The organism is Pantoea sp. CTOTU50773, assembly GCF_032082325.1.
Taxonomy (GTDB): Bacteria; Pseudomonadota; Gammaproteobacteria; order Enterobacterales; family Enterobacteriaceae; genus Pantoea; species Pantoea communis.
This window is the reverse complement of the sequence record NZ_DAMDQC010000041.1, coordinates 1-24635: the sequence shown is the minus strand read 5'-3', so window position 1 is coordinate 24635 and position 24635 is coordinate 1. Positions and strand designations below refer to the sequence as shown.

General features: G+C 53.6%; 25 protein-coding genes. 7 read left to right on the top strand and 18 right to left on the bottom strand.

Annotation, left to right across the window (positions count from 1 at the left end; all coding sequences use genetic code 11):
• Positions 1-50 precede the first annotated feature (50 nt).
• Positions 51-986, bottom strand: coding sequence for a zinc-binding alcohol dehydrogenase family protein (locus tag RT340_RS09030; RefSeq protein WP_313375469.1), 936 nt, complete (start codon positions 984-986; stop codon positions 51-53).
• 70 nt (positions 987-1056) lie between these two features.
• On the opposite strand from RT340_RS09030, the gene RT340_RS09025 reads away from it, so the two are divergent.
• Positions 1057-1533, top strand: a complete 477-nt coding sequence (locus RT340_RS09025) for a MarR family winged helix-turn-helix transcriptional regulator (RefSeq protein ID WP_409566131.1) — start codon at positions 1057-1059, stop codon at positions 1531-1533.
• A 52-nt stretch (positions 1534-1585) separates the two neighbouring features.
• Here the strand turns inward: RT340_RS09025 and recG are convergent, their stop codons facing one another.
• Genes recG through gmk form a run of 5 tightly spaced genes read right to left on the bottom strand, consistent with a single transcriptional unit; the run spans position 1586 to position 7445 of the window.
• Positions 1586-3664 carry an ATP-dependent DNA helicase RecG gene (gene recG / locus RT340_RS09020; protein ID WP_097119644.1) on the bottom strand — a complete coding sequence of 693 codons (2079 nt, stop codon included), beginning with the start codon at positions 3662-3664 and terminating at the stop codon, positions 1586-1588.
• Positions 3661-4356, bottom strand: a complete 696-nt coding sequence (gene trmH / locus RT340_RS09015; protein WP_034823857.1) for a tRNA (guanosine(18)-2'-O)-methyltransferase TrmH — start codon at positions 4354-4356, stop codon at positions 3661-3663. Before trmH ends, recG begins: the two co-directional genes overlap by 4 nt.
• A 3-nt stretch (positions 4357-4359) precedes the next feature.
• Positions 4360-6468 carry a bifunctional GTP diphosphokinase/guanosine-3',5'-bis pyrophosphate 3'-pyrophosphohydrolase gene (spoT, locus tag RT340_RS09010; RefSeq protein ID WP_034823856.1) on the bottom strand — a complete coding sequence of 703 codons (2109 nt, stop codon included), beginning with the start codon at positions 6466-6468 and terminating at the stop codon, positions 4360-4362.
• Positions 6469-6488: 20 nt separating this feature from the next.
• Positions 6489-6764 carry a DNA-directed RNA polymerase subunit omega gene (gene rpoZ, locus RT340_RS09005; protein ID WP_034823855.1) on the bottom strand — a complete coding sequence of 92 codons (276 nt, stop codon included), beginning with the start codon at positions 6762-6764 and terminating at the stop codon, positions 6489-6491.
• Between the two features lie 57 nt (positions 6765-6821).
• Positions 6822-7445 (bottom strand): guanylate kinase, encoded by a 624-nt coding sequence (gene gmk, locus RT340_RS09000; RefSeq protein ID WP_034823854.1) that lies wholly within the window; start codon positions 7443-7445, stop codon positions 6822-6824.
• Between the two features lie 239 nt (positions 7446-7684).
• On the opposite strand from gmk, the gene ligB reads away from it, so the two are divergent.
• On the top strand, positions 7685-9427 hold the full coding sequence (gene ligB, locus RT340_RS08995) for an NAD-dependent DNA ligase LigB (protein ID WP_313375461.1): 1743 nt from the start codon (positions 7685-7687) through the stop codon (positions 9425-9427).
• Here ligB and RT340_RS08990 read toward each other — a convergent pair.
• From RT340_RS08990 to RT340_RS08955, 8 genes are all read right to left on the bottom strand, one after another.
• Complete coding sequence (locus RT340_RS08990; RefSeq protein WP_058960141.1) at positions 9368-9985, bottom strand: trimeric intracellular cation channel family protein; 618 nt, start codon at positions 9983-9985, stop codon at positions 9368-9370. The two genes, ligB and RT340_RS08990, sit on opposite strands and share 60 nt — an antisense overlap.
• A gap of 309 nt (positions 9986-10294) precedes the next feature.
• Entirely contained in the window at positions 10295-10939 is a 645-nt protein-coding gene (locus tag RT340_RS08985; protein WP_313375459.1) for an oligosaccharide flippase family protein, read from the bottom strand.
• A gap of 74 nt (positions 10940-11013) precedes the next feature.
• The gene (locus tag RT340_RS08980; protein ID WP_034823852.1) at positions 11014-11280 is read right to left on the bottom strand and encodes a hypothetical protein; all 267 of its coding nucleotides are present in this window, start codon (positions 11278-11280) and stop codon (positions 11014-11016) included.
• Positions 11281-11716: 436 nt separating this feature from the next.
• A complete protein-coding gene (locus RT340_RS08975) occupies positions 11717-12112 on the bottom strand; it encodes a polyketide cyclase (RefSeq protein ID WP_097119647.1) in 396 nt (131 codons plus the stop codon).
• 218 nt (positions 12113-12330) lie between these two features.
• On the bottom strand, positions 12331-13473 hold the full coding sequence (locus RT340_RS08970; protein ID WP_409566132.1) for an alanine racemase: 1143 nt from the start codon (positions 13471-13473) through the stop codon (positions 12331-12333).
• Positions 13474-13545: 72 nt separating this feature from the next.
• A complete protein-coding gene (locus tag RT340_RS08965; RefSeq protein WP_313375454.1) occupies positions 13546-15000 on the bottom strand; it encodes an efflux transporter outer membrane subunit in 1455 nt (484 codons plus the stop codon).
• 139 nt (positions 15001-15139) lie between these two features.
• Positions 15140-16063, bottom strand: coding sequence for a kdo(2)-lipid IV(A) palmitoleoyltransferase (gene lpxP, locus RT340_RS08960; RefSeq protein WP_034823845.1), 924 nt, complete (start codon positions 16061-16063; stop codon positions 15140-15142).
• 427 nt (positions 16064-16490) lie between these two features.
• Positions 16491-17354, bottom strand: a complete 864-nt coding sequence (locus RT340_RS08955; protein ID WP_313375452.1) for a YicC/YloC family endoribonuclease — start codon at positions 17352-17354, stop codon at positions 16491-16493.
• Positions 17355-17528: 174 nt separating this feature from the next.
• Here RT340_RS08955 and RT340_RS08950 point away from each other — a divergent pair, with 174 nt between their 5' ends.
• Entirely contained in the window at positions 17529-17972 is a 444-nt protein-coding gene (locus RT340_RS08950; protein WP_097119687.1) for a DUF3574 domain-containing protein, read from the top strand.
• 67 nt (positions 17973-18039) lie between these two features.
• Here the strand turns inward: RT340_RS08950 and RT340_RS08945 are convergent, their stop codons facing one another.
• On the bottom strand, positions 18040-19224 hold the full coding sequence (locus RT340_RS08945; RefSeq protein ID WP_097119688.1) for a NupC/NupG family nucleoside CNT transporter: 1185 nt from the start codon (positions 19222-19224) through the stop codon (positions 18040-18042).
• 146 nt (positions 19225-19370) lie between these two features.
• Between RT340_RS08945 and rph the strand changes: the two genes are divergently transcribed.
• Both rph and pyrE read left to right on the top strand, forming a co-directional pair.
• Positions 19371-20087 carry a ribonuclease PH gene (rph, locus tag RT340_RS08940; RefSeq protein WP_034823841.1) on the top strand — a complete coding sequence of 239 codons (717 nt, stop codon included), beginning with the start codon at positions 19371-19373 and terminating at the stop codon, positions 20085-20087.
• Positions 20088-20136: 49 nt separating this feature from the next.
• Positions 20137-20778, top strand: coding sequence for an orotate phosphoribosyltransferase (gene pyrE, locus RT340_RS08935; protein ID WP_034823839.1), 642 nt, complete (start codon positions 20137-20139; stop codon positions 20776-20778).
• A 95-nt stretch (positions 20779-20873) separates the two neighbouring features.
• On the opposite strand, the gene slmA is transcribed toward pyrE, so the two are convergent.
• The 3 genes from slmA to coaBC form a co-directional block, all read right to left on the bottom strand.
• Positions 20874-21470: a nucleoid occlusion factor SlmA gene (gene slmA, locus RT340_RS08930; RefSeq protein ID WP_097119650.1), complete on the bottom strand. Its 597-nt coding sequence runs from the start codon at positions 21468-21470 to the stop codon at positions 20874-20876.
• A gap of 115 nt (positions 21471-21585) precedes the next feature.
• The gene (gene dut / locus RT340_RS08925) at positions 21586-22044 is read right to left on the bottom strand and encodes a dUTP diphosphatase (protein ID WP_034823835.1); all 459 of its coding nucleotides are present in this window, start codon (positions 22042-22044) and stop codon (positions 21586-21588) included.
• On the bottom strand, positions 22022-23242 hold the full coding sequence (coaBC, locus tag RT340_RS08920; RefSeq protein ID WP_211729397.1) for a bifunctional phosphopantothenoylcysteine decarboxylase/phosphopantothenate--cysteine ligase CoaBC: 1221 nt from the start codon (positions 23240-23242) through the stop codon (positions 22022-22024). The genes dut and coaBC overlap by 23 nt, the downstream gene beginning before the upstream one ends.
• A 189-nt stretch (positions 23243-23431) precedes the next feature.
• Between coaBC and radC the strand changes: the two genes are divergently transcribed.
• Positions 23432-24088, top strand: a complete 657-nt coding sequence (gene radC, locus RT340_RS08915; RefSeq protein WP_097119653.1) for a RadC family protein — start codon at positions 23432-23434, stop codon at positions 24086-24088.
• A gap of 243 nt (positions 24089-24331) precedes the next feature.
• Positions 24332-24568, top strand: coding sequence for a 50S ribosomal protein L28 (rpmB, locus tag RT340_RS08910; RefSeq protein ID WP_007885297.1), 237 nt, complete (start codon positions 24332-24334; stop codon positions 24566-24568).
• Positions 24569-24635: the final 67 nt, after the last annotated feature.

Sequence of the window (24635 nt, the reverse complement as noted above, 5' to 3'; positions counted from 1 at the left end):
TTGCGGTGTGAAAGCAATCGTTTGCAATGCCCCTTTTCACTTGCATTGATTTAAAGCGTAAACACGGTACGGCTGCGGCTATCATCTTCCTGCCATGCCTGAGTCACTTCACGCAACGGGCGCATCTGGAAAGCGACCGAAAAATCACTCTCCGCCGCGGCATTCAACATTTCGCTGATGCAGGCGATCAGATCCGCATCGGATACGCTACCCAGACCGCTGCCCATTAATGTCAGACCCGATGAGCGCAACAGCTTGCTGTGCAGGGTGATCTCCTGGCCACTCAGCGAGCCGATTTGCACGAAGCGCACCGATTTCTCTCCACCCGCGACAGCCGCCTGCATGATATCAAGTGCACTCTGGCCCCACAGGTAATCCAGCACGATATCGATACCTTCTTTCATCAGTGCGGGCAGTGCGCCGGGCAACTCATCCAGCGTCAGGGTGATGTCCGCGCCCTGGGCACGCAGTTGATCGAGCACTTCACGATTGCGTCCAGTGGCGATGATTTTGCCTGCGCCGAGGTGTCGTGCAATGCGCACCGCTAATCCACCTGAGGTGCCGGAGGCGCCATTGATCAGCACCGTTTCACCCGGCTGCAACTGCGCCCGGCGCGTCAATGCTGCCCAGGAGGACATGCCCGGATTGGCGATGGCGGCTGCCAGCACCGGATCGAGTGAGGCGGGCAGAGGCACAATGGCAGTGGCTGGAACCAGGGTTCTTTCCGCCATGCTGCCCCAGGGCGCATCAAAGGCGAGAAAATAGACCGGATCGCCGTTGCTGAGTGTACCGGTGCCGTCAATGCCGGTGATAAAAGGGTAATGCGTGGTGGCGCTGTAGTGTTTGCCAGAAGCGCGTGCTTTCGCCAGTTGACTGACGGCAGCTGCTTTAACGCTGACAATAACATGTTGTTCATCGGCTTGCGGTTCAGGGAAATCAGCGTAAACCGGCTGTTCGCCCGCTGCAGAAACGATAGCTGCTTTCATGCTTTCTCCTTCAGATAATCGGAATATATGTGTAATATGCACACATTAGTTCTGCCTCGGGATGACGTCAATGAAAAGTGTGCAAAATACACATAATAGTGCAGAGTTCGACGATCTGCATAATGCGCTGCTGATGATTGTGGGTACTTTTAATCGCCCGCAACGTGATGAATTACTAATAAAAGAGTCCAATATTCAACTCGATCGTGCGCTATTTCCGCTGCTGATTCAGATTGGCCGCTTTGGACCGATTGGCGTGGTGGAACTGGCAGAGCGCGCCGGACGCGATTACACCACCGTGAGCCGTCAGGTGGCGAAACTGGAAGAGCTGGGGTTAGCGCAACGACAGAAAAATGCCAAAGACAAACGCGTAAATGAAGCGGTCATTACCGCCACTGGCAAAGTGATGATGGATAAAATCGATGCCGCACGGGCGCAGATTTATCAGCATCTGTTTGAGAACTGGCAGGATAGCGAGCGCACCGAGCTGGCGCGTCTGTTGCAGAAATTTGTCGGGGATTTTATGGCGGTCGATCGTAGTGAGTAAGGGCGGGCATCGTGTCGTGTTGGCTCTTTAACACGCTGTCTTTTGCCCACTTTTAAGCATTGCTGTAGCGCTCGGTCTCTGGCAGCCAGCGTTCAATCAACGCCTGCGCCTGTTCTGGATAGTGCTGGTGGATATGGCGTGCCACGCGTTGCACTTCCGGGATCATGCCCTGATCGCGCAGTAAGTCTGCAACCTTAAACTCCGCATTACCGGTCTGGCGCGTACCAAGTAATTCACCAGGACCGCGAATTTCCAGGTCGTGCTGAGCGATGACGAAGCCATCGTTGCTGTCGCGCAGTACCTGCAAACGCTTCTGCGCGGTTTTGCTGAGCGGCGCTTTATACAGCAGCACGCAATGCGAGGCGACTGCGCCACGGCCCACGCGGCCGCGCAGCTGATGCAGCTGAGCCAGGCCCAAACGTTCCGGGTTTTCGATGATCATCAGGCTGGCGTTGGGCACGTCTACCCCGACTTCAATCACCGTCGTCGCGACCAGTAACTGAATCTCGTTGGCTTTGAAGGCCGCCATGACCGCCTGTTTTTCTGCCGGTTTCATGCGGCCGTGCACCAGCCCAACCTGCAAGCCAGGCAGCGCGAGTTTCAACTCTTCCCAGGTGGCTTCCGCCGCTTGTGCTTCCAGTACATCTGACTCTTCAATCAGCGTACAGACCCAGTAAGCCTGGCGACCTTCATGGCAGGCGTTTTTCACCCGCTCAATAATATCGCCGCGGCGACTGTCAGGAATGGCCACTGTGGTGACCGGTGTGCGGCCAGGCGGTAATTCGTCGATGGTGGAGGTGTCGAGATCGGCATAGGCGGTCATCGCCAGGGTACGCGGAATCGGCGTGGCGGTCATAATCAGCTGATGCGGATGGAAACCCTGCTCTTCACCTTTTTCCCATAGCGCAAGACGTTGATGCACGCCGAAGCGATGTTGCTCATCAATGATCACCAGCGCCATGCCGTTGAATTTGACCTGCTCCTGGAACAGCGCATGCGTGCCGACCACCATCGCTACTTGTCCGCTGGCAATCGCTTCCTGCTGGGCTTCACGTGCTTTGCCTTTTTGCTTGCCAGCCAGCCAACCCACTTCAATGCCCAGCGGCGCAAACCACTGGCGGAAATTGTTGGCATGCTGCTCGGCCAGCAGCTCGGTCGGCGCCATCAGCGCCACCTGTTTGCCATGCGCAATGACATTCAGCGCCGCCAGCGCCGCGACCAGCGTTTTGCCCGATCCCACATCGCCCTGCACCAGACGCATCATTGGGAAGTCGTTGGCTAAATCGCGCTCGATCTCCTCAACCACGCGTTTTTGCGCGCCGGTGGGTGAGAAGGGCAGCGCGGCCAGCAATTGATTCACCAGATTATGCTTAGCAGGCATCGGCAACGCATGATGACGTTGAGCGCCGGCACGAACCGCCAGCATGCTGAGGTTGTGCGCCAGCAGCTCTTCAAGGATTAAGCGCTTTTGTGCGGGATGGCGACCGGTTTCCAGCTCGCTCAGACGTAAATCGGGCGGCGGACGATGCAGCGTGCGCAGGGCATCCGGCAAACTCATCAAGCCACCGCTCAGTTCTGACGGAAGCAACTCGGCAATCGGGCAGCTTTCCAGCAACGTCAGCGCTTGATCGGTGAGATTGCGCAGCGTGGCCTGACGAATGCCTTCAGTGGTGGGATAGACCGGTGTCAGGGTTTCCTGTAGCTCGACGCCGCCCTGTTCGCCCTGCACGCGATACTCGGGATGAATAATTTCAGCACCGCGCTGACCACGTTTGATTTCGCCATAAGCGGTGACGCGGCGGCCTGGCGCCAGACTGTTTTTCATCCCGGCATTGAAATTGAAGAAGCGCATGGTCAGCACGCCGCTGCCATCACTGATCTGGCACACCAGCATGCGGCGGCGGCCAAAGGTGATCTCACTGTGTAGCACTTCACCTTCCACCGTGGACCAGACGCCCGGCAGCAGGTCATTAATCTTGTAGAGTTGGGTGCGATCTTCGTAGCGCAGCGGCAGATGCAGCAGCAAATCCTGAATAGTGAACAGGCTGAGTTTAGCCAGTTTTCCCGCCTGACTGGCGCCGACGCCGGTCAGGGTACTGAGCGGTATGGCGTCCAGCAGACGGCCTTTCATTTTTTACCTGTGGATTGCATGGTGGCCCACCAGTCGGCATCGGCTTCCACCTCGCCCTGGGCGTTGATATGCGGATAAGGCAGACCTTTTTGCTTCGCCACGCGTGCAAGCACCGGATAACCACCTTCAAACAGCAAACGCTGCTGTTCATCGGCATCAAGCAGGCTGTGCTGACGTTTATACATGCCGGCGTTCTGCCGTTGACGCTGCGCTTCATACAGAATCAGCGCGGAGGCGACGGACACGTTGAGCGACTGCACCATGCCCACCATCGGCACAATGATGTCTTGATCGGCGAGCGCCAGCGCTTCAGCGGTGATGCCTGTTTTTTCCTGCCCCATCAGAATGCAGGTCGGTTTGGTGTAATCGATCTCGCGAAAATCCACTGCATTGGCCGACAGATTGGTCGCCAGCACCTGCATCCCCTGATCTTTCAAGTGACGCACGGCTTCTGCGATATGACGATGCGTCTGCACTTTCACCCAACTGTTGCTGCCCGCTGAAGCAGATACCATGGTGCGCATGCGCACGCTAGGCCAGACGGCGTGCACTTCATGGATGCCGACCGCGTCAGCAGTACGAATCACCGCCGAGACATTATGCGGCTTATGGACCTGCTCCATGCAGACGGTGAGGTCGTGCTGGCGCATGGCCAGCATTTCCTGGATACGAGCAAAACGTTGAGCGTTCATGCACTAATTACGGTTACGGTGAACTTTAATCACATCCGGCATTACGCGGATTTTACGCATAATATTGGCCAGATGGACGCGGTCGTTCGCGGTGAGACGGATAAAGGCGCTGTAAACACGGCCGTCGCGCTCTTCCGTGTTAAGACTTTGGATGTTGGATCCCGCTGTGTTGATAGCTGCCGTCAGGTTCGCCAGTGCGCCCTGATGGTTGAACATATCAACCTTAATTTCCGCGACAAACTCCTGGTCGATAACCTTGTCCCACTCAACCGGCATGAACTTCTCGGGCTCTTTCTGATAGCCACGGATGTTACGACAGGATTCGTGATGCACCACCAGACCTTTGCCCGGGCTGACGTGCGCAACAATCGGATCGCCAGGAATCGGACGACAGCACTTGGCAAAGGTAATCAATACGCCATCAGCACCTTTGATCGGCAGCTTTTTGCGTTTGCTGTTGCTTTGCGGCTGCTCAGCACCCGACTGCAGCAGGTTTTTCGCCACGACCACGCTCATGGCGTTGCCGAGGCCGATCTCCGCCAGCAAATCGTCAATGCTGGTCAGCTTCATGCGCTCCAGCTCGTGCTGAATATTTTCCGGCGGGATCTCTGCCAGCTTCTTGCTGCCGCCGAGCGCATGGCTCAACAGACGACGGCCAAGGTTGACGGAGTCTTCGCGTTTGAGGTTTTTTAGTAGCTGACGAATTTTGGCGCGTGCTTTCGAGCTCACCACAAAGTTGAGCCATGCCGCGTTAGGACGGGCACCTGGCGCAGTGATGATTTCGATGGTTTGGCCGCTAGTTAGCGATTGCGACAGCGGATAAGGCTGGCGATCGACGCGGGCGCCCACACAGGCATGGCCAATATCGGTGTGCACGGCGTAAGCGAAGTCTACCGGTGTGGCGCCAGCAGGCAGTTCGACGATACGGCCTTCCGGCGTGAAGACGTAGATCTCATCCGGGAAGAGATCGGATTTCACGCTCTCGATAAATTCAAACGAGCTACCGGCGCTTTGTTGCAGCTCCAGCAGGCTTTGCAGCCAGCGCTGGGCGCGAATCTGTGCGGTCGTGCCGCTTTCACCGGCCTCTTTATAAGCCCAGTGAGCCGCTACCCCCATCTCCGCCATCTGATCCATATCTTCGGTACGGATTTGCACTTCAACGGGCACGCCGTGCGGGCCAATCATTGATGTATGCAGTGATTGATAGCCGTTGGCCTTTGGAATGGCGATGTAATCTTTGACGCGTCCAGGACGCGGTTTGTACAGGCTGTGCATCTGACCGAGCACGCGATAACAGGTATCCAGGTCTTTCACGATAACGCGAAAGGCATAAATATCCATGATCGAGTGGAATCGCTGCTCTTTCAGGTGCATTTTGCGGTAGATCGAATAGAGATGCTTCTCGCGGCCACTGACACGGCAGGGAATGCCTGCTTCCTGTAAGCGCCCGTCGATTTCAGAAAGGATCTTCTGAATCATCTCTTTACGATTACCGCGTGCCGCTTTCACCACCTCTTTGATCACGCGGAAACGATTTGGATAGAGGGCTTCAAAGCCGAGTTCTTCCAACTCTGTTTTCAGGTGATGAATACCAAGTCGGTGCGCCAGAGGACTGTAAATCTCCAGCGTTTCCAGTGCGATACGACGTTTCTTATCCGGTCGCAACGCACCAAGCGTGCGCATGTTGTGCGTGCGGTCAGCCAGCTTGATCAGAATGACGCGGATATCCTGCACCATCGCCATGATCATTTTGCGGAAGTTTTCAGCCTGCGCTTCTTTCTTGTCGCGGAACTTCAGCTTGTCGAGTTTCGACACGCCTTCCACCAGTTCGGCCACGCTTTTGCCAAACAGCTGTTCCATATCCTGGTAAGTGGCGGGTGTATCTTCGATCACGTCATGCAGCAGCGCTGCCATCAGCGTTTCATGGTCGAGTTTCATCTCGGCCAGAATGCAGGCAACGGCAACAGGATGGGTGATGTAAGGTTCACCGCTGGAGCGTGTCTGACCCTCGTGGGCATCACGCGCGACGAGATAAGCTTGCTTGAGGCGCTTGATTTGCTCCTCAGGCAAGTATTTTTCAATCAGTTGATTGAGGCTTTCAAACAGATACAAGGTTGACCTGCGAAGTGCTGTTAACGACGACCTTCAGCGATAGCGGTAACGGCTTGTAACTCAGCGGCTTCCTGCTCTTGCTGCTCCTGACGATCACGCACATCCAGAATCTGGGTAGTGATCAGGCCTTCTTCGATTTCGCGCAGGGCGATAACGGTGGCTTTATCGTTCTCTTCCGGAACCAGCGGATCTTTACCGCCTACCTGCATCTGACGTGCACGACGTGCAGCGACCAACACCAGGTCAAAACGGTTACCAATTTTCTCTACTGCGTCCTGAACGGTTACGCGTGCCATAGGTGTGCTACTCCACAGATGATGAAGAAATGACTGGGCATAATACTGAAAGTGACTTCAGACTGCCAATAGTTTGCTGATTAAAGCATCATGTCGCGATTTTTGGCGACTCATACGCAGACGTTCTGCGCGAATAATGTGTTTCAGGTCGGTCAGTGCCAGGTCGAAATCATCATTCACGATCAGATAATCGTATTCTGCGTAGTGACTCATTTCCGCCACGGCCTGAGCCATACGGCGGGCGATAACCTCTTCGCTATCCTGACCACGGCCACGCAGGCGACGATCTAACTCTTCAGTCGACGGCGGCAGCACAAAAATGCTGCGTGCGGCAGGCATTTTCTGACGAATTTGCTGAGCACCTTGCCAGTCGATATCCAGAAATACATCGACACCGGTCGCCAGCACGCGCTCAATCGCGGCGCGCGAGGTACCGTAATAATTGCCAAACACTTCCGCATGTTCGAGGAAGTCTTCAGCGGCAATCATGGTCTCAAATTCAGGCTTGGAGACAAAGAAATAGTGTTCACCATGAACTTCACCGGGACGCACGCCGCGAGTGGTATGGGAAACAGACACCTGCGTATCGTACAGCGGCTGTGTCTTCAATAAAGCCTGAATCAGGCTGGATTTACCCGCGCCGCTGGGGGCGGAAACAATATAAAGCGTGCCTTGAGCCATGGTTATCTTGAATTGAGTAAAGAGCGGAGTCGATTTCCTGCACAGTATACACGGCTTAACGGTGCCACGCAGCGTTTGCCGTTGGGCTAAGGTAATTCTTTTTCTGTGAACCCGCGCCAGATAACGCGGTAAGCCGCTGCAAACGGCTTAAAAAACCGGGAATACGTTTGCTCTCTACCACCTTCAGCACTGGTCATTGCCCTCATCGCACTCTCCAATAGACAAAAAGGAGAGCAACGATGAAAGGATGGTGGTGGTTGTGTTGCTGGTTTTTCACCGCGGCTTGCGGGGCTGAAGCGCTGTGCCCTAACTGGTCACCGGTGCGCGCCGAACAAGAGATGGTTCAATTACATAGCCAGCTACGGCACTGGGATGATGCCTACTATCGCAAGGGCACGAGTCTGGTTAGCGATGGGGACTATGACAGCCTGCAGCAACGCTTACTGCATTGGCAGCGCTGCTTCGCGCCGGATCAACGGGCTTATCAAGCGCAGCCCACAACGGACGGTAGTACCCGACACCCGGTGGCACACACAGGGGTACGGAAACTGCGTGACAAGTTGGCGGTGGCTTACTGGATGCAGGATAAATCGCCACTGTGGATACAGCCGAAAGTCGATGGCGTGGCGGTAACGCTGGTGTATCGACGCGGGCAATTGGTTTCTCTGGTGAGTCGCGGCGATGGCTTGCGTGGCGAAGAGTGGATAACCAAAGCCCGCCATATTCCGGCGATTCCTACTCACATTGAAACCGATCGTGAAGAGGTGGTGCTGCAAGGCGAGCTGTTTCTGCTTATGACCGATCATCAGCAAGCACGTGACGGAGGGCGAAATGCCAGAGCGCAGGTGGCGGGTGCGATGATGCGTCATGAAGTATCCCCGCTGCTGGCAGATCTCGGCATTTTTATCTGGGCATGGCCCGATGGTCCAATCCAGATGCCCGCTCGACTGGCGCAGTTATCACGCTGGGGATTCGGTCTGGCGCAGGACTGGAGCCGCCCAATCAAGAACGAAGAGGAGGCGGAGGTGTGGCGCGATCGCTGGTTCCGTGCATCTTTGCCGTTCGTCACCGATGGCGTCGTGATCCATCAATCACCCGTCGGTGCCGGGCGGGACTGGCAGCCTGGTCAGGGGCATTGGTCCGCCGCGTGGAAATATCAGCCGGTTGAAGTCAGCAGTGAAGTGCTGTCCGTGGATTTCAACGTTGGGCGCACGGGGAAAATTGCCGTGGTGCTGAACCTCACTCCCGTTCAGCTGGATGATAAAACCGTGCGCAGAGTGAATCTTGGATCGCTGCGGCGATGGCGGGAGCTGGATGTCATCGCAGGTGATCAAGTGATAGTCACGTTAGCCGGTCAGGGTATTCCTCGCTTAGAGCGAGTCATTTGGCGGGTGAGAGGGCGAGATTATCCTTTAACACCACAGCAGGGCGAATTTAATCCGCTGTCTTGTTTGCACTTCAACCAGGATTGTCGGCTGCAGTTCTTATCACGCCTCACCTGGCTCAGTCAGAAATCGGTGCTGAACATCCCTGGCGTGCAACGTAGTAGCTGGCAGCGGTTACTGAACAGTGGCGCCATCACCCATCTTTTCTCCTGGCTGACGTTAACGCCAGAAGAGATCGCGCAGGACAGCGGGATGTCCTCTGCGCGGGCACAAGAGATTTGGCAACGTTTCCAACAGACACGTCAGCAACCCTTTCGGCGCTGGGTGAGCGCATTAGGTCTACCGCTTCCCCGAACCGCGTTGCAGGCCTTAGCGGATAACGACTGGACAGCGTTGCTGGCTCGCTCGGCAGATGAGTGGCAGCAGCTACCCGGCATCGGGCGCACACTGGCAGAGCGGATTGTTAGCATGCTGCAGGATGAGGAATTACAGCAACTGATCCGCTTTTTACAGCAGCAGGAAATTCCTGCTGCACCTTTAATGTTCGGGGTGGGGATAGTTGAAGATCGGGAGACCAAGGCGGAAGCGCAGCGCTAATAAACGGCCAATGAAGCCGGCCAGCAGCGTAATGATCACCACGGCTTCATGGGGAAGCGGCGTTTTGAGCAGCAGAATGTAGATCCAACCTGCGGCAAATGCGATACCGGCATAGAGCTCTTTTTGGAACACCAGCGGGATGCGATTGCAGAACATATCACGCAGCACGCCACCAAAAACCCCCGTGATCACGGCGGCAATAGCGGCAATGATCGAGGCATGACCAGAATCCAGCGCGACCTGCGCGCCAATAATGGAGAACACCACCAGGCCAAGCGCATCCAGTACCAGAAACACTTTACGCAGATGATTCATTAAAGGGGCAACAAAAGTGGTCACCACCGCCGCGGCGGCCACGATCATGATGTACTCCGGGTTTTTAACCCAACTCAACGGATAATGCCCGAGCAGGATGTCACGCACCGAGCCGCCTCCGATTGCAGTGACGGACGCAATGATGATGACGCCAAACAGATCCATTTTGCGGCGACCAGCGGCCAGCGCACCGGTCATGGCTTCGGCGGTGATGCCAATAATGTAGAGAACGGTTAATAACATAGAGCACTCCATAAGATCGGCGGCCAGCCTAAAGATTTCCTCAGCTATCGACCACTGAGTATTTCTAAAGCAGACGTCATCGGATTAGCTGTTTTGATGCCGCTCATGCTAACAGGCTTAACCCGCTTGATAAATCAGGAGTGCGTTACGCTTTCGCATTAAAAAATGTGATGTGATCTGTGTGATCGTGCAGGTCTGAGGGGTAAGAAGAGATGTTAACCGTATCAAAAAAGAAAAAAGCGTGCTGGCGACCAGCACGCGAACGCATCTTCTCAGATGCCCAGAGCCCACCATACAGACTTGTTTTTATTATCCGTTTCTTGCTCGCACGTTAGCGAAACTTTTCAGGCTAAAACGGTATTCTGGCTGGAACCAGGAACGACCGTAGTAGCAGTAGACCAGCATTCTCATGGATACCATGGCCAGGTAGCCCCATATAGCGCACAACACTGAAGGGGTCAGCCATACGGTAAACAGTGTGACACCCAGACCAACCAGCACCGATGATGTTTCTGTGAAGGCGATACGCGAGAATTGTTTCTCACGCTGTAATATGGCGCGATAATGTTGCCCTTGTGGAATAATGATGAAAATCACCGAAATCATTTCCAGCATAATCGCCATTTCCGGTTGGTTCATGATTCGGCTATATAAATCACTACCAATAAACAGCACGGCGAATATCATCATGCCACTTAATACATTTCCCCAGTAGAGAATGGATAGTTCGCTGTTATTAAGATTTATATTTCTGATAACTGAATTGCCAAATCCACGGTCGGCAAGCGTATCAATAATCAATAACATCACAATGGCAATGGCGAGTAAATCTAACTCGTTTGCCTGAAGTATTTGTGCCAGAAGTGAAAGTTGTAAAACACCAATGCCGACGATTTTTATGGATGACAAAATTGACCATTTGGCGCTGGCCAAACTTTTTTCTCTTATCGCCATGTTCTGCTCGTTATGGTACATGTACCAATGCAATTAAGGGTTCACCCGGGCGCCTGCCCAGAGTACAGATCACATCAATGCAGCGTGTCCTGACGCAGCCCTGAAATGCCTTTCAGAGTTTGCCACGTAAAGATGCATTCAATTAAATGATGTTCTGAATTTAAAGAGATGCCCCTGGCGCGTAAATATTTCATTGTCTCAGCGGTATCTCCTCCTGTTCGGAGGAAATCCGCAAGATCATTATAAAATCCCTTTGAGTTATTATATTCCCCGGCCAGTATCCTACTGGCAATCTCAACAAATTCTTTTTCAGACAACAAAGGATAGGTTGAGCGATCCATGTTATTTCCCTGCTGTTGTTATTATCGGGTATTGCTGTGTGTGAATGAGTTATACCGTGTTTTAATTAAATTAACACCATAAGAAAACTCCTATAAATGAATTTCAGAAATAAATGGTTTCAGACTTTGCATCAGAATAGATAAGGGGACGGATGAGCGATTAATAAGTCCTGTTAGACATTTTGATCGGCGATTAAACAAGCCATTTGAATAAGTAAGAAAAAACACCGATAAATCAGAGGGGCTAAGACTTAGGAGGCGTGCTCTCACCAGGAGTTTTCCTGGTGAGAAGACTTTAGCCAGACTGGTGATTAGCACGAAAAGCAACAGATATTATCGTCAAACAGTTAAACGCTATTGCGTAGAAAAAGATGACTTTTTTATTGATTGCTTCCAGCGAAAGTTAAAGCAGTACGATTTTTATAATGCATTGATTCTAATGAGTTAACAGGTGGAGAAGTTGATCCAGGTCGCGTTTTACCCAGTCAACGTCCTGAGCAAATTTTTCATCAGACATAAGGGGTTGGCGATAAACCACCATCACCACTTCGGCTCCCTTTTCGTTAGCAATCACGCGCATCGGCATATAAATCTCCTTACCGCTGCCGGTATCGATCCAATGATCCATGACGCCAAAGGGGTTGTGTGGCGTGAAGCGGATTTTCACTGAACCTTCAGGTCCTTTGGCTTTCCAGTAGTTACCCTCTTGCGTGAGCGTACTGGCACTTAGCCCACTGGCCCATTTGGCAAAGCATTCAGGTTTCCAGATGGTTTCATATAAATCTAACCAGTTGCGGGGAATGGTCAGCGTGACTGTCTGAGATGGCAGCATGGAACCTCCGTTAGGCGAATGAAAGGCAGGGAATCCGTAAGGGTGGCTTCTGGAGATGAATGATGGCCGCCACAGTAAAATGGCGGTCTTAAGGCCGTACCCTACAGAATGATGAGACTGCCTACAGCAAAGAGTACCTTAACTGAAGGAGATTCCGCTGCAAATGGCAGGATAGTGGAAGTGTGCTGCAACAGAGGTTTCCAGTAAAAATCCTGCTATCAGATAAACTTGCCGCGTCCCTGAATATCCTTCATCTCTGCTGTACCGTCCTGATTGCGTAAAACGAAGCGGTCAGATTGAGCCACTACCGCGCAGCTGTGATTGGGGAAGATGCGTAGCAGAGCCCCAAGCGCCGGAGCATGATCTCCGTATTGCAGAAAGCCATGCTCTTCCGAAAGTTTCAGAACTTCGTATTGGTTGCCCTGCTCATCAACGGCGATACCGAAACCGCTGGCGTTAGTGCCGTGCGGACCCTTATCAGAGCTGAGCATCTTGGAGCCGGCATCAATAATCGCGAAATGCGGATTCACCGCCACTACACGCGTTACCACGCTGAGTGCCAGTGCATCGGGCGTGCACAGCCCCAGGCGCCAGGCGGTAAGATCCAGCAGCGCATAATTTCCAGGACGAATTTCGTCGCTGCCTTCAGCCACCGGCGCGGCCAGGGCTGTAGGCGTGGAGCCAACAGAAATGCGGCAACGCGCAAAGCCTGCAGCGATCAATTGCTGCTGAACCTGGTTCATTGACATGATTTCTTGCTGTGCAACTTCAGCGATAGCCTCGGCATGACCCGCGCCGTAAGCATGGCCGGCGTGCGAAACCAGTCCGGCAAAAGGCAATCCCGCTGCTTTAATCTGCTGCGCCAATGCCACGGCCTCACCGCTGTGCGGATCCACTCCCACGCGATGCAACCCCACATCGACTTTAATGGCGATAGACAATTCACACGTGGGCTGCTGGCGATGCGCTTGAGCGATTGCCGTGACGCCGAGAGTACAGTCGGCAATACAGGTGACACGCGCCTGATATTGCACGGCGACAGCCAGTAATTCAGTGAGTGTATCGGCGTGAACAACGGGATAAGCCAGCAGCAAATCGCGCTCCCCACCGAGGATAAAGGCAACACCCTCACTAGGTTTTGACACGGTAATACCACGCGCACCTAACTGGCGTTGCTGATCGGCAATCCAGACACTTTTATGCGTTTTGATATGTGGACGCAGCGTGACACCTGCGGCATCGGCTTTTTGCTGCATGTGTTGCAGATTGTGTTGAAGGCGCGTCGCATCAATTTCGAGGTAAGGTGTCAGTCGGTCAGCGATAAGCGGGCGTAACCAGCCGGCATTGGCATTCTGTTCCATCATGATAGTCCGCAGAGTATTCCAGGTGCGGACTATCATTCATCAATGTGCAGCAGAATGCCAGCCGTCAGCTTATCCCTTCACTGAAGTGTCAGTGTTCTGGAATCCGCCACCCAGGTCTTCAATTAATACCACTGCCAGATTGATCTGCTGCGCCTGCAACGCCACCAGTTTCTGATCGGACTCGATGAGTTGGTTCTGGATGGTTAGCACATCAAGGTACGGACGCAATCCTGCGGTGTATTCACGGTTTAAATCATCCCATGCGCCATGAATGAGTTGATTCGCGCTCTGCTGCTGCGCCAGCTGATCCTGAATCGACTGCAGTTGCGTAATGGTATCGCTGATATTCCCCAGGGAACCAATCAGCAGCTTGTTGTACTGCGCGACAGCCAGATCATAGTTAGCGTCACTTTCCGCTAAATCGGCGCGGCGCTTGCCGGCATCGAAGATCGGCAGAGACAGACTTGGACCCACGTTAAAGAACCGGCTGGGTGCACCGAAAAATGCATCGCCGAGCAGTGAACGGGTACCGGCTTCCGCCACCAGGTTGATGTTGGGATAGAACTCGGTTTTCGTTGCGGCAATTTGTTTTGATGCTGCTTCTACGCGCCAGCGTGCTGCCACCACATCCGGGCGACGACCCAGTAGCTCTGCCGGAATATTACCCGGCAGCGTGGCGGCAATGGGGACATCCATTTTCGCCGCTTTCAGTTGGTGCCAGTAATCCGGCCCTTTACCAATTAGCGTGGAAAGTTGAATGCCAGCATCGGTGACATTCTGTTTGGCTTCGGTCAGGGTGGCTTCAGCGGTTTTTTGCTGCGATAACGCCTGCTTGTATTGATAGTTGGACGTCAAACCGGCGCTGACATACTGCTGCTGAATTTTGGCGATGCCACTGGAACGGTCGGCATTCTGTTTTGCCAGTTCAGCGTTCGACCAGGCCAGGTTGAGGTTATTCCAGGCGCGCGTCACGTTGACGGCGAGCGTCAACTGGCTGGCCTGGCGATCCAACTCACTGGCGCGCGCCTGACCTAGCGCGGCTTCTGCTGCATCTTTCTTGCCGCCCCACAGGTCAAAGGTGTAGCTCATGCCGATATTGGCCGTGCGCAGCGTGCTGTAGCTTTTACCTTGCAGAAGCGGGTCGTCGACTTTTGCCACACGGGAACGCGTGATCCCTGCATTAAGATCCACATCGGGATAGCGCTCAGCCTCGGCGGCAATGACCTGCGCATTGGCTTTGTCTGCCTGCGCGTTCACCACCTGCAAATCCGGGCTTGAAGTCATAGCATCGGCAATGAGCCGATTCAGTTGTGGATCGTTAAATCCCTGCCACCATTCGGTTTTTGGCCAGTTTGCTGCGCTGAAATGCGCGCCGCTAAGGGATGCTTTGGCTTGCAGTGAGTTGGCATCAAGCAGAGAGTTATGAGGATGTAAGCCGTGCGGATTGGCACAACCGGTCAGCAGAGCGCTGGCCACGGCAAGCGCCAGCAGCGCGCGTGGTTTGGTGGTAAGTAGCAGGTTCATGTTTTTGGTCAGAATAGAAGAGAGCAGACCATTACATGAGTCTGTGCAATTTTTGACAAACCTGTTTTTCGTTAAGAATGGTTGGTAAATGTGAGCAGTGCAGAAGGGGCAGCAGGCGAAGGCCTGCTGCATCAACAGATTAGACGTAAAGTGACGCTTCACCCGGTGGGCGAGTTTTAAAGCGGCGGTGCAGCCATAAGTACTGCTCAGGTGCGCGCAGGATCTCTTTCTCGATCACTTTATTCATGTAAGCCGCGGCAGCCGCTTCATCTTCATACGGATAGTTTTGCAACTCCGGTTGAATGATGAGCTGATAACCGCTCTTATCGCTGTTGCGGATCAGCACAATCGTTAGCATGGCCGGTTTAGCCAGACGCGATAATACGAAGGTGCCATTGGTGGTAGCCGCTTTTTCGACAGCAAACAGCGGAGCGAACACGCTGCCTTTCGGGCCGTAATCCTGATCTGGCGCGAACCAGACGGCTTCGCCCTGTTTCAATGCCTGCACCATACCGCGCAGATCGCGACGATCAATCATCGCCTTATTCGATCGCATACGACCTTTTGTCTGCGCCCACTCCATTGCCTGATTATTGTGAGGGCGATACATCGCCATCATTGGCTGGCACAGTCCGGTAATGCGGCCACCCAGCTCAAGCGACATGAAATGCACACCAATCGCCATCACGCCGCGATGGTTTTGCTGCGCATTTTGCAGGTTGTGCAGGCCTTCAACCTGGAAATAACGGCGGACGCGCGCATCCGACCAGAACCAGGCAATACCGGTTTCTGCCAGCGCCATACCAAGGGATTCAAAGTTACCGGCGATCAATACCTCTTTATCTTCCTCATTGATATGCGGGAAGCAGAGTTCAATATTGCGACGGGTAATGCGCTCACGACGCTTCAGAAAGTGACGCGACAGCTTGCCGGCAGAGGCGCCAAGCCGAATTAAAATAGGATAGGGAAGCTGCACCAGCAGCCACAGCACACCCAGCCCAAACCAGGTAAACCAGTAGCGGGGATGCAAAAGTTTAGAATTGAACTGCCCGTTTTTCTTCATAACGCCTTCAGGGAAAGAGTGGGTGTATCGCACAAAGAAGGGTGTCCATGAATTCCTGGCGGTACGGCTGTGTTAATTACGACCAGTAGATTAGCAAATAGTGCCCTCAAAGAAACGTAATCTCTGCAATCTTTAGGATGGAGAGGTTTCATTGAGGAAGCGTATTTTCAACGGAAGATTCATGGAATGAAAATAAATAATTGATGAAAAACAACAACATAATTTCTTACTGTGAAAGTCCCTAAGGTTGATTCACAGTCATGTTTGGTCAGCCATTGACATGCATCATCATCAAAGCTTTCACAATCTTTACATTGCAAAGTCTGCAAATTGGTCTAAAGGATAAACGAAACGCACTGGGCATGCTGAGCGGGCAAAAAAGCCCGGATCACCGGGCTTTTTTTTTTAACACCAGCCGAATGAGGTGTTATTCGATATTCTGAATCTGCTCGCGCATCTGCTCAATCAACACCTTCAGCTCGATAGCTGACGCCGTGATATCGGCATTGATCGACTTAGAGGCCAGTGTGTTCGACTCACGATTGAACTCTTGCATCATAAAGTCGAGACGGCGGCCAACCGCTTCTTTCTTCTTCAGGATGTTGTAGGTCTCTTTGACGTGCGCATCCAGACGATCCAGCTCTTCCGCCACATCAATGCGCTGCGCCATCATGACGAGTTCTTGCTCTAGGCGCGTATTTTCCAGCTGTACTTCCGCTTCTTCCAGTTTGCTGATCAGACGTTCACGCTGCCACTTCACCACTTCCGGCATCTGCGCACGCACTTTGCTGACTTCCAGCGACACGCCTTCTAAACGCTGCTCAATCAGGGTTTTGAGCGCAGTGCCTTCGCTTTCACGAGCAATGATGAAGTCATCCAGTGTGCCGTCGAGTGCGGTCAGCAGTTCGGTATTGATAGCATCCAGATCCTGTTCCTGAGCTGACATCACGCCAGGCCAGCGCAGAATATCCAGCGGATTGATCGCGCCTTCGTCGGTCTGCATCTTCACCCAGTTGGCGGATCGCACCAGCTGTTTCGCCAACGCCTCATTCAGTTGCAGCTCACCTTGTGCACTGGGGTCGGCATCAAAGCGCAGGTTGCACTCGATTTTACCGCGCGTCAGGCGATTACGGATACGCTCGCGAATCACCGGCTCCAGGCTACGAAATTGTTCCGGCAGACGGATGTAGGTTTCCAGATAGCGTTGGTTTACCGAACGGATTTCCCAGGCTGCGCTGCCCCAGTGGCCTTTTGCTTCACGGCGGGCGTAAGCGGTCATGCTGCGGATCATAAGCTTGTACTCATTTTCAGGAATGTTCATCGCATTATAGTGATGGCAGCCAAACCATGATAGGCATAAGCGCAATGAGCTAACGCCGCGCGCAACTTTCAGTGAAAAGGATGACGTATCCATCATTCACACCCTATGATGTCCAGTGTGATACTTAAACAGTCTGAGGCTATGATGCTGAATAAATTGGCGATGCCGTTGGCTATCGTCTTCTTTCTGGCCGGATGCCAGACACCCGCTGCACCTCGTGAACAAATTCTACCCAATACCGCCCCTGTTGCCGTGTGCGGCTCAGGAGACATCATGATGCAAACCACCCTGTGGTTTGGGATGAACAAGCCGAAAGGCGGCGTCATCAGCAGCAGCGAATGGCAGCAATTTGTTGATAATGATGTCACGCCACGATTCAAAGATGGGCTTTCAGTGTATGACGGTAAAGGTCAGTGGCTGGGAGAGGGTGGAAAGCTGGCGCGTGAAAACAGCAAAGCGTTAATGCTGATACATCAGCCGGGCCGTGCAAGTTCTGACAGCATCAATGCGCTGCGCGACATTTATAAAACGCGCTTCGATCAGGAGTCGGTGATGCGTGTCGATTCGCTGGTGTGTGTCGCGTTCTAAAGCAGAACAGGGCCGCTTTGATGGGCGCGCCCCTGTAAAGAGCGGCTAGCAGGCCGCTCCGCTGTGATTAAATGAACAATCCTGCAAACGCGGCTGACAGCAGGCTCACTAGTGTGGAACCATAAACCAGCTTCCAGCCAAAGCGCGATACCACATTGCCCTGGCGCTCATTCAGTCCTTTAATCGCTCCCGCCACGATGCCAATTGAGGCAAAGTTAGCAAAAGACACTAAAAACACGGACAGAATGCCGAGACCGCGCGGTGACATTCCCGCAGCGACTTTCTTCAGCTCAATCATGGCCACGAATTCATTGGCTACCAGTTTGGTCGCCATGATGCTTGCCGCTTGCAGGGCATCGGCAGAAGGAATGCCAATCAACCACGCAAACGGATAGAAGACATAGCCAAGCAGTTGCTGGAAGCTGTAGCCAAATACCGCGGCAAACAGAGCGTTAATGGCGGCGATCAGGGCGATAAATCCAATCAGCATCGCCAGAATAATCATCGCCACTTTAAAACCTGCCAGGATGTATTCGCCCAGCATCTCAAAGAAGCTCTGGTCTTCGTGCAGCTTATCCAGTGCAATGCGTTCTTCATTTTCCGGGCGTGTCGGGTTGATGATCGACAGGATAATGAAGGTACTGAACATATTCAGCAGCAGTGCGGCAACCACATATTTTGCATCAATCATCGACATGTAAGCACCGACAATCGATAGCGACACCGTCGACATCGCAGTTGCGGCCATGGTGTACATGCGCGGTGCGGAGATATCGCCGAGGATACCTTTATAGGCGATGAAGTTCTCCGATTGACCCAGAATCAGCGTACTCACGGCATTGAATGATTCAAGTTTGCCCATCCCGTTCACCTTCGACAGCAGGGTACCGACCAGACGAATCAACAACGGCAGAATACGCCAGTGCTGCAAGATGCCGATCAGGGCGGAAATGAACACAATCGGACAGAGCACGCCGAGGAAAATAAACGCCAGTCCCTGTTTCGCCATATTGCCGAACACAAAATCGGTACCTTGCGCAGCAAAGGTCAATAAGGTTTCGAAGAAGCCGCCGACAGCGGTCACCACAGACTGGCCGCCCGCAGAATGCAGGAAGAACCAACCCAGTGCCGCTTCAACCACCAGCAATTGAATAATAAAACGTGGGCGAATCAGTTTGCGGTCATGACTGACCAATAGCGCAAGGGCGAAGATCACCACCAGCGCCAGCAGGAAATGGAGTATTGCTGTCATCATTTGTCTTTTTATGAGAGGAAAGGGCGCATTTAGCCACAGCTGAGGCGAAATTTCATCCGGGAAAAGTGCCGCATGTAGGCAGGACAGCCGCGCACGAAGTCCGTATAATGCGCAGCCAAACCTAAGTAAGCCGGAGAGAAACCATGCGTCCAGCAGGCCGTAACGCATCTGAAGTGCGTCCCGTCACCCTCACTCGTCACTACACCAAACATGCAGAAGGATCCGTGCTGGTTGAGTTCGGTGAAACCAAAGTGCTGTGCACCGCCACCGTTGAAGAGGGTGTGCCACGTTTCCTCAAAGGCAAAGGTCAGGGCTGGGTCACTGCGGAATACGGCATGTTGCCGCGTTCCACCCACAGCCGTATGGCGCGCGAAGCGGCCAAAGGTAAGCAAGGTGGCCGTACGCTGGAAATTCAACGTCTGATTGCTCGCTCGCTGCGTGCCGCAGTGGATTTGGATGCGTTGGGCGAGTTCACCATCACACTGGACTGCGACGTGATTCAGGCCGACGGTGGCACGCGTACTGCGTCGATTACCGGTGCATGCGTCGCGTTAGCCGATGCGTTGAATGCGCTGGTTGCGGCGGGCAAGTTAAAAGCCAGCCCGTTAAAAGGCATGGTGGCGGCGATTTCGGTCGGTATCGTTGGCGGTGAAGCGCTGTGCGATCTGGAGTACGTGGAAGATTCTGCGGCTGAAACCGATATGAACGTCGTCATGACTGAAGATGGCCGCATGATTGAAGTGCAGGGCACCGCCGAAGGCGAGCCGTTCAGCCATGAGGAATTACTGCAGCTGCTGGCGCTGGCGCGAGGCGGCATTGAGCAGTTGATTCAGGCGCAAAAAGCAGCGCTAACAAATTGATATAACAGGCGACCATAGAGTCGCCTTTTCTTTATTTGAGGAGTGAGAAATGAAAGCCTGGCAGCGTCAGTTTATTGAATTCGCCCTGAACAAAGGGGTGCTGAAGTTTGGTGAGTTCACCCTGAAATCGGGTCGTAAAAGCCCATACTTCTTTAATGCCGGTTTATTCAATACTGGCCGTGACTTAGCGCTGCTGGGACGTTTCTATGCGCAGGCGCTGGTGGATGGCGGCGTTGATTTTGATCTGCTGTTTGGCCCGGCCTACAAAGGGATTCCGATTGCCACCACCACGGCCGTCGCACTGGCCGATCATCATGATCGCGATGTGCCTTATTGCTTCAACCGTAAAGAAGCCAAGGACCACGGTGAAGGCGGCTTGCTGGTCGGTAGCCCGCTGCAGGGTAAGGTGATGCTGGTGGATGATGTGATCACCGCGGGTACCGCCATTCGTGAATCGATGGATATCATCAGCGCGCACAATGCCACATTGGCGGGCGTCATGATTTCGCTGGATCGCCAGGAGCGCGGCCGTGGTGATATCTCCGCCATTCAGGAAGTGGAACGTGACTATCAGTGCAAGGTCACGGCGATCATTACGCTCGCGGAACTGATTGATTATCTGGAAGAGAAGCCGGAAATGGCAGACCATCTGGCGAAAGTGCGGGCGTATCGTAAAGAGTACGGTATTTAACACCGCGGCTTTATCACGGCCGCCATCGCTGGCGACCGGATGATGAACCAAGGTATTTTATCGCGCGCCCAATCATGGGCGCGCCTGATGAATCGCTAAACTAACTGTGCCGCAATCAGTGGCCAGCGGCTGTCAAAATCAGTGGTTGGGCGATAGCGGAATTCAGATCGCACATAGCGGGAAAGCAACCCTTCGCAGAACGCCAGCAACTGGCTCGCCAGCAGCGTTTCATCAGTCTGGAAGCCTTCCCCATCACGCATTTTCTTTTCTCGCATCACCTGACGCAGCTGCACCTCAATGCGTTCGAACAACTGATTGATACGCCCTTGCAGGCGATCCTGTTCAAACATCAGCGCGTGGCCAGTCAAAATGCGTGTCAGCCCCGGATTACGCTCACCAAATCCCAGAATCAGCTGCACGATTAAACGCAGTCGTGCGAGTGTTTCTTTCTCATCTTTCAGGATTAGATTGATGCGGGTAATCAGACTGTCTTCAATAAACTCGATCAGGCTGTCGAACATACGCGTTTTGCTCGGGAAGTGGCGGTAGAGTGCCGCTTCCGAAACGCCTACATTGGCTGCCAGCTTGGCGGTGGTGATTCGCTGACTGCCATCGCCCGACTCCAGCATTTGCGCTAGCGCCTGCAAAATCTCTTCGCGACGATTCCGTTTCGCGGCTTTTTTTTCTGCCATGACCTTCAAGACCCCTGAAATTCACCAAAAACAGGCAATACTGCCTCGTCAGCCACAAGCAGTTTGGCCCGTAGCGACGAGAGATAAAAAGATGGCTTGCGAAAAGTGTCGCGTGTTACTGACGACCAGAGTGGCCAAAACCGCCGGCGCCGCGATCGCTGGTGTCAAAATCTTCCACCAGGTTGAATTCGGCTTGTACCACCGGAACAAAGACCAGTTGTGCCAAACGGTCGCCAGGCTGCAGCGTAAAGCTATCCTGACCACGGTTCCAGACGGAGACCATCAGTTGGCCCTGATAATCGGAGTCGATTAAGCCCACCAGGTTGCCCAGCACGATTCCATGCTTATGGCCCAGACCTGAGCGGGGCAAAATCACAGCGGCCAGCGCAGGGTCAGCAATGTGAATCGCCAGACCAGTTGGCACCAGCGTGGTCATGCCTGGGGAGATCTCCAGTGCACCATCAAGGCAAGCACGCAGATCGAGACCCGCAGAACCCGAGGTGGCATAAGTTGGCAGTGGGAATTCGTTACCCACGCGCGCATCCAGAATTTTAACGTCGATTTTTTTCATCATAACGGCTGACAATCTCGTCTATTAATTGTTGGCCAAGGAGCGTCTTATCACTGAGCGGTAAGACTTTCTCTCCTTCCTGCCAAAAAAGGTGAAGAGCATTGGTGTCGCTATTGAATCCCTGTCCTGCCTGCGCCACATCGTTCGCGCAGATCAGATCCAGATTTTTTCGCACCCGTTTTTGCCGCGCGTATTCTTCCACATTCTGGGTTTCGGCAGCAAATCCCACCACATAAGGGCGATGTTTCTGTAATGCCGCTACGCCTGCGACAATATCCGGGTTCTTCACCAACTGCAGCGTGACGTTATCATCGCCACCCTGTTTTTTGATTTTCTCTGCGGCAATGTTTGCCGCCCGGTAGTCTGCCACGGCAGCGCTGGCAATGAAAATATGTTGTTGGCTGATTTGCGCCATCACCGCCGCTTCCATTTCCAGTGCACTCCCCACATCAACGCGCGTGACGCCAGCGGGCGTAGGCAGTGTGACCGGGCCCGCCACCAGTGTCACCGTTGCGCCACGTTTTGCGGCGGCGGCGGCAATGGCGAATCCCATTTTACCGGAGCTGTGATTGCTAATGTAACGAACCGGGTCCAGCGCCTCACGGGTTGGGCCCGCGGTGATCATAATGTTGAGATGTTGCAGATCGTTGACGGGCGCGGCCCACTCCAGCGCATGAGCGACAATTGCCAGCGGATCAAGCATGCGGCCGGGACCTACATCGCCGCAGGCCTGGCTGCCGCTGTCCGGCCCCCAAATCAGAACGCCTCGCTGATCCAGACGCTGAAGATTCTCCTGGGTGATAGACGCACGGTACATCTGCTGATTCATGGCCGGCACGATCGCCAGAGGTGCTGCGCTGGCGAGGCAGGCGGTGGTCACCAAATCGTTAGCCATCCCTGCCGTGATGCGTGCAATCAAATCGGCGGTCGCGGGGGCCAGTACAATCAGATCAGCCCATTTCGCCAGCTCGATATGGCCCATAGCGGCTTCAGCGGCAGGGTCGAGTAAATCATCCAGCACCGGATATCCGGAAACGGCTTGTAAGCTGAGCGGAGTGATAAAGGCTTTCGCTGCATCAGTCATCATGACACGCACCTCTGCGCCACGATCGCGCAGACGACGAACCAACTCGGGTGTTTTATAAGCAGCAATACCGCCGCTGACGCCGAGCAGAATTTTTTTTCCGGCTAATCCCGTCATGTTCTTTGCCTCAACTCAAAACGGATTGCCGCTGTGATGCGGCAGATGCAGGCAACTTTATCACAAAATCCAGCGACCGCCTTTTCACGGCCTGCGCCCTTTGCGAGATGGCTCTGAAATCACGACCGGCTTGCTGGTATGCCTCCTGGCAAATACGCACAATCGCCCTGACCCAGGAAGGAGAATGTCATGACGGAACTGGCCCCACGAGAAAAACTGGCCATCACAGGCGCAGAATCATTGAGCGATGCAGAACTGTTAGCGATTTTTTTGCGCACCGGCAGCCACGGTATTCCGGTGATGGCGCTGGCGCGACAAATGCTTAACGAGTTTGGCTCGCTATATCGCATCATGACCGCAAATGAAACAGAACTGAGCGTGATTAAAGGCGTAGGCACGGCCAAAATTACCCAACTGCATGCAGTGGCTGAACTGGGGCGACGTTTTTTCGCCAGTCAGCTGGCGCGAGAAAATGTGATGGAGAATCCACAGGTGACAAGGCATTACTTGCAAAGCGTGCTGGCGCATCAGGAGCGAGAGGTTTTTATGGCGCTATTCCTGGATAATCAGCATCGGGTTTTGCAGGCGCAAAAGATGTTTACCGGCAGTATTGCCAGTGTCGAAGTGCATCCACGTGAAATTGTGCGCGAAGCGTTAAAACTCAACGCGGCCGCCGTGATTTTGGCGCATAATCATCCTTCCGGCATAGCCGAGCCCAGTCGCGCCGATCGTGATATTACCGGTAAAGTCGGGCAGGCTTGCGCGCTGCTGAATATTCGCTTACTTGATCATTTGGTGATCGGTCACGGCGATTATACCTCCTTCGCTGAGCGCGGTTGGCTGTAAAATAACCATCCGATTGCGCAGAAATGATGCATTTCCGCGCGATCCATCGGGATCTTTATTTGTTCGGGACTTGAGCACTTGGGCTGAGCGGCGTATACTACGCCACCTTTGAGAATCTCGGGTTTGGCGTTTGGGCCAGCTTAGCGGGTTCACATGGAACTCGCTTGGGCGGGCTAAGGCCTGACGAGGCGGCCAAAACCTAGTTTTTAAAGCTCGAGCTGATTTGATTTTTGGAGAATAGAAATGTCACGAGTCTGCCAGGTAACTGGAAAGCGTCCGGTAACGGGTAACAACCGTTCCCACGCAATGAACGCGACGAAACGCCGTTTCCTGCCGAACCTGCACTCTCACCGTTTCTGGGTTGAGAGCGAAAAGCGCTTCGTTACTCTGCGTGTATCTGCTAAAGGTATGCGTGTTATTGATAAAAAGGGCATTGATACGGTTCTGACCGAAATCCGCGCCCGTGGTGAGAAGTACTAAGTACTAAGGAATTGAATCATGGCTAAAGGTATTCGTGAGAAGATCAAGCTGGTTTCCTCTGCTGGTA

Bases quoted from the DNA above. Each gene is read 5' to 3' on its own strand.
- dut (WP_034823835.1), bottom strand. From the start codon at position 22,044: ATGATGAAAAAAATCGACGTTAAAATTCTGGATGCGCGCGTGGGTAAC.
- gmk (WP_034823854.1), bottom strand. From the start codon at position 7,445: ATGGCTCAAGGCACGCTTTATATTGTTTCCGCCCCCAGCGGCGCGGGT.
- RT340_RS08970 (WP_409566132.1), bottom strand. From the start codon at position 13,473: ATGGAACAGAATGCCAATGCCGGCTGGTTACGCCCGCTTATCGCTGAC.
- rph (WP_034823841.1), top strand. From the start codon at position 19,371: ATGCGTCCAGCAGGCCGTAACGCATCTGAAGTGCGTCCCGTCACCCTC.
- radC (WP_097119653.1), top strand. From the start codon at position 23,432: ATGACGGAACTGGCCCCACGAGAAAAACTGGCCATCACAGGCGCAGAA.
- RT340_RS08945 (WP_097119688.1), bottom strand. From the start codon at position 19,224: ATGACAGCAATACTCCATTTCCTGCTGGCGCTGGTGGTGATCTTCGCC.
- rpmB (WP_007885297.1), top strand. From the start codon at position 24,332: ATGTCACGAGTCTGCCAGGTAACTGGAAAGCGTCCGGTAACGGGTAAC.
- RT340_RS08990 (WP_058960141.1), bottom strand. From the start codon at position 9,985: ATGTTATTAACCGTTCTCTACATTATTGGCATCACCGCCGAAGCCATG.
- lpxP (WP_034823845.1), bottom strand. From the start codon at position 16,063: ATGAAGAAAAACGGGCAGTTCAATTCTAAACTTTTGCATCCCCGCTAC.
- pyrE (WP_034823839.1), top strand. From the start codon at position 20,137: ATGAAAGCCTGGCAGCGTCAGTTTATTGAATTCGCCCTGAACAAAGGG.
- RT340_RS08950 (WP_097119687.1), top strand. From the start codon at position 17,529: ATGCTGAATAAATTGGCGATGCCGTTGGCTATCGTCTTCTTTCTGGCC.
- RT340_RS08975 (WP_097119647.1), bottom strand. From the start codon at position 12,112: ATGCTGCCATCTCAGACAGTCACGCTGACCATTCCCCGCAACTGGTTA.
- RT340_RS08980 (WP_034823852.1), bottom strand. From the start codon at position 11,280: ATGGATCGCTCAACCTATCCTTTGTTGTCTGAAAAAGAATTTGTTGAG.
- ligB (WP_313375461.1), top strand. From the start codon at position 7,685: ATGAAAGGATGGTGGTGGTTGTGTTGCTGGTTTTTCACCGCGGCTTGC.
- RT340_RS08955 (WP_313375452.1), bottom strand. From the start codon at position 17,354: ATGATCCGCAGCATGACCGCTTACGCCCGCCGTGAAGCAAAAGGCCAC.
- rpoZ (WP_034823855.1), bottom strand. From the start codon at position 6,764: ATGGCACGCGTAACCGTTCAGGACGCAGTAGAGAAAATTGGTAACCGT.
- trmH (WP_034823857.1), bottom strand. From the start codon at position 4,356: ATGAACGCTCAACGTTTTGCTCGTATCCAGGAAATGCTGGCCATGCGC.
- RT340_RS08985 (WP_313375459.1), bottom strand. From the start codon at position 10,939: ATGGCGATAAGAGAAAAAAGTTTGGCCAGCGCCAAATGGTCAATTTTG.
- RT340_RS09025 (WP_409566131.1), top strand. From the start codon at position 1,057: ATGAAAAGTGTGCAAAATACACATAATAGTGCAGAGTTCGACGATCTG.
- slmA (WP_097119650.1), bottom strand. From the start codon at position 21,470: ATGGCAGAAAAAAAAGCCGCGAAACGGAATCGTCGCGAAGAGATTTTG.
- RT340_RS08965 (WP_313375454.1), bottom strand. From the start codon at position 15,000: ATGAACCTGCTACTTACCACCAAACCACGCGCGCTGCTGGCGCTTGCC.
- coaBC (WP_211729397.1), bottom strand. From the start codon at position 23,242: ATGACGGGATTAGCCGGAAAAAAAATTCTGCTCGGCGTCAGCGGCGGT.
- recG (WP_097119644.1), bottom strand. From the start codon at position 3,664: ATGAAAGGCCGTCTGCTGGACGCCATACCGCTCAGTACCCTGACCGGC.
- RT340_RS09030 (WP_313375469.1), bottom strand. From the start codon at position 986: ATGAAAGCAGCTATCGTTTCTGCAGCGGGCGAACAGCCGGTTTACGCT.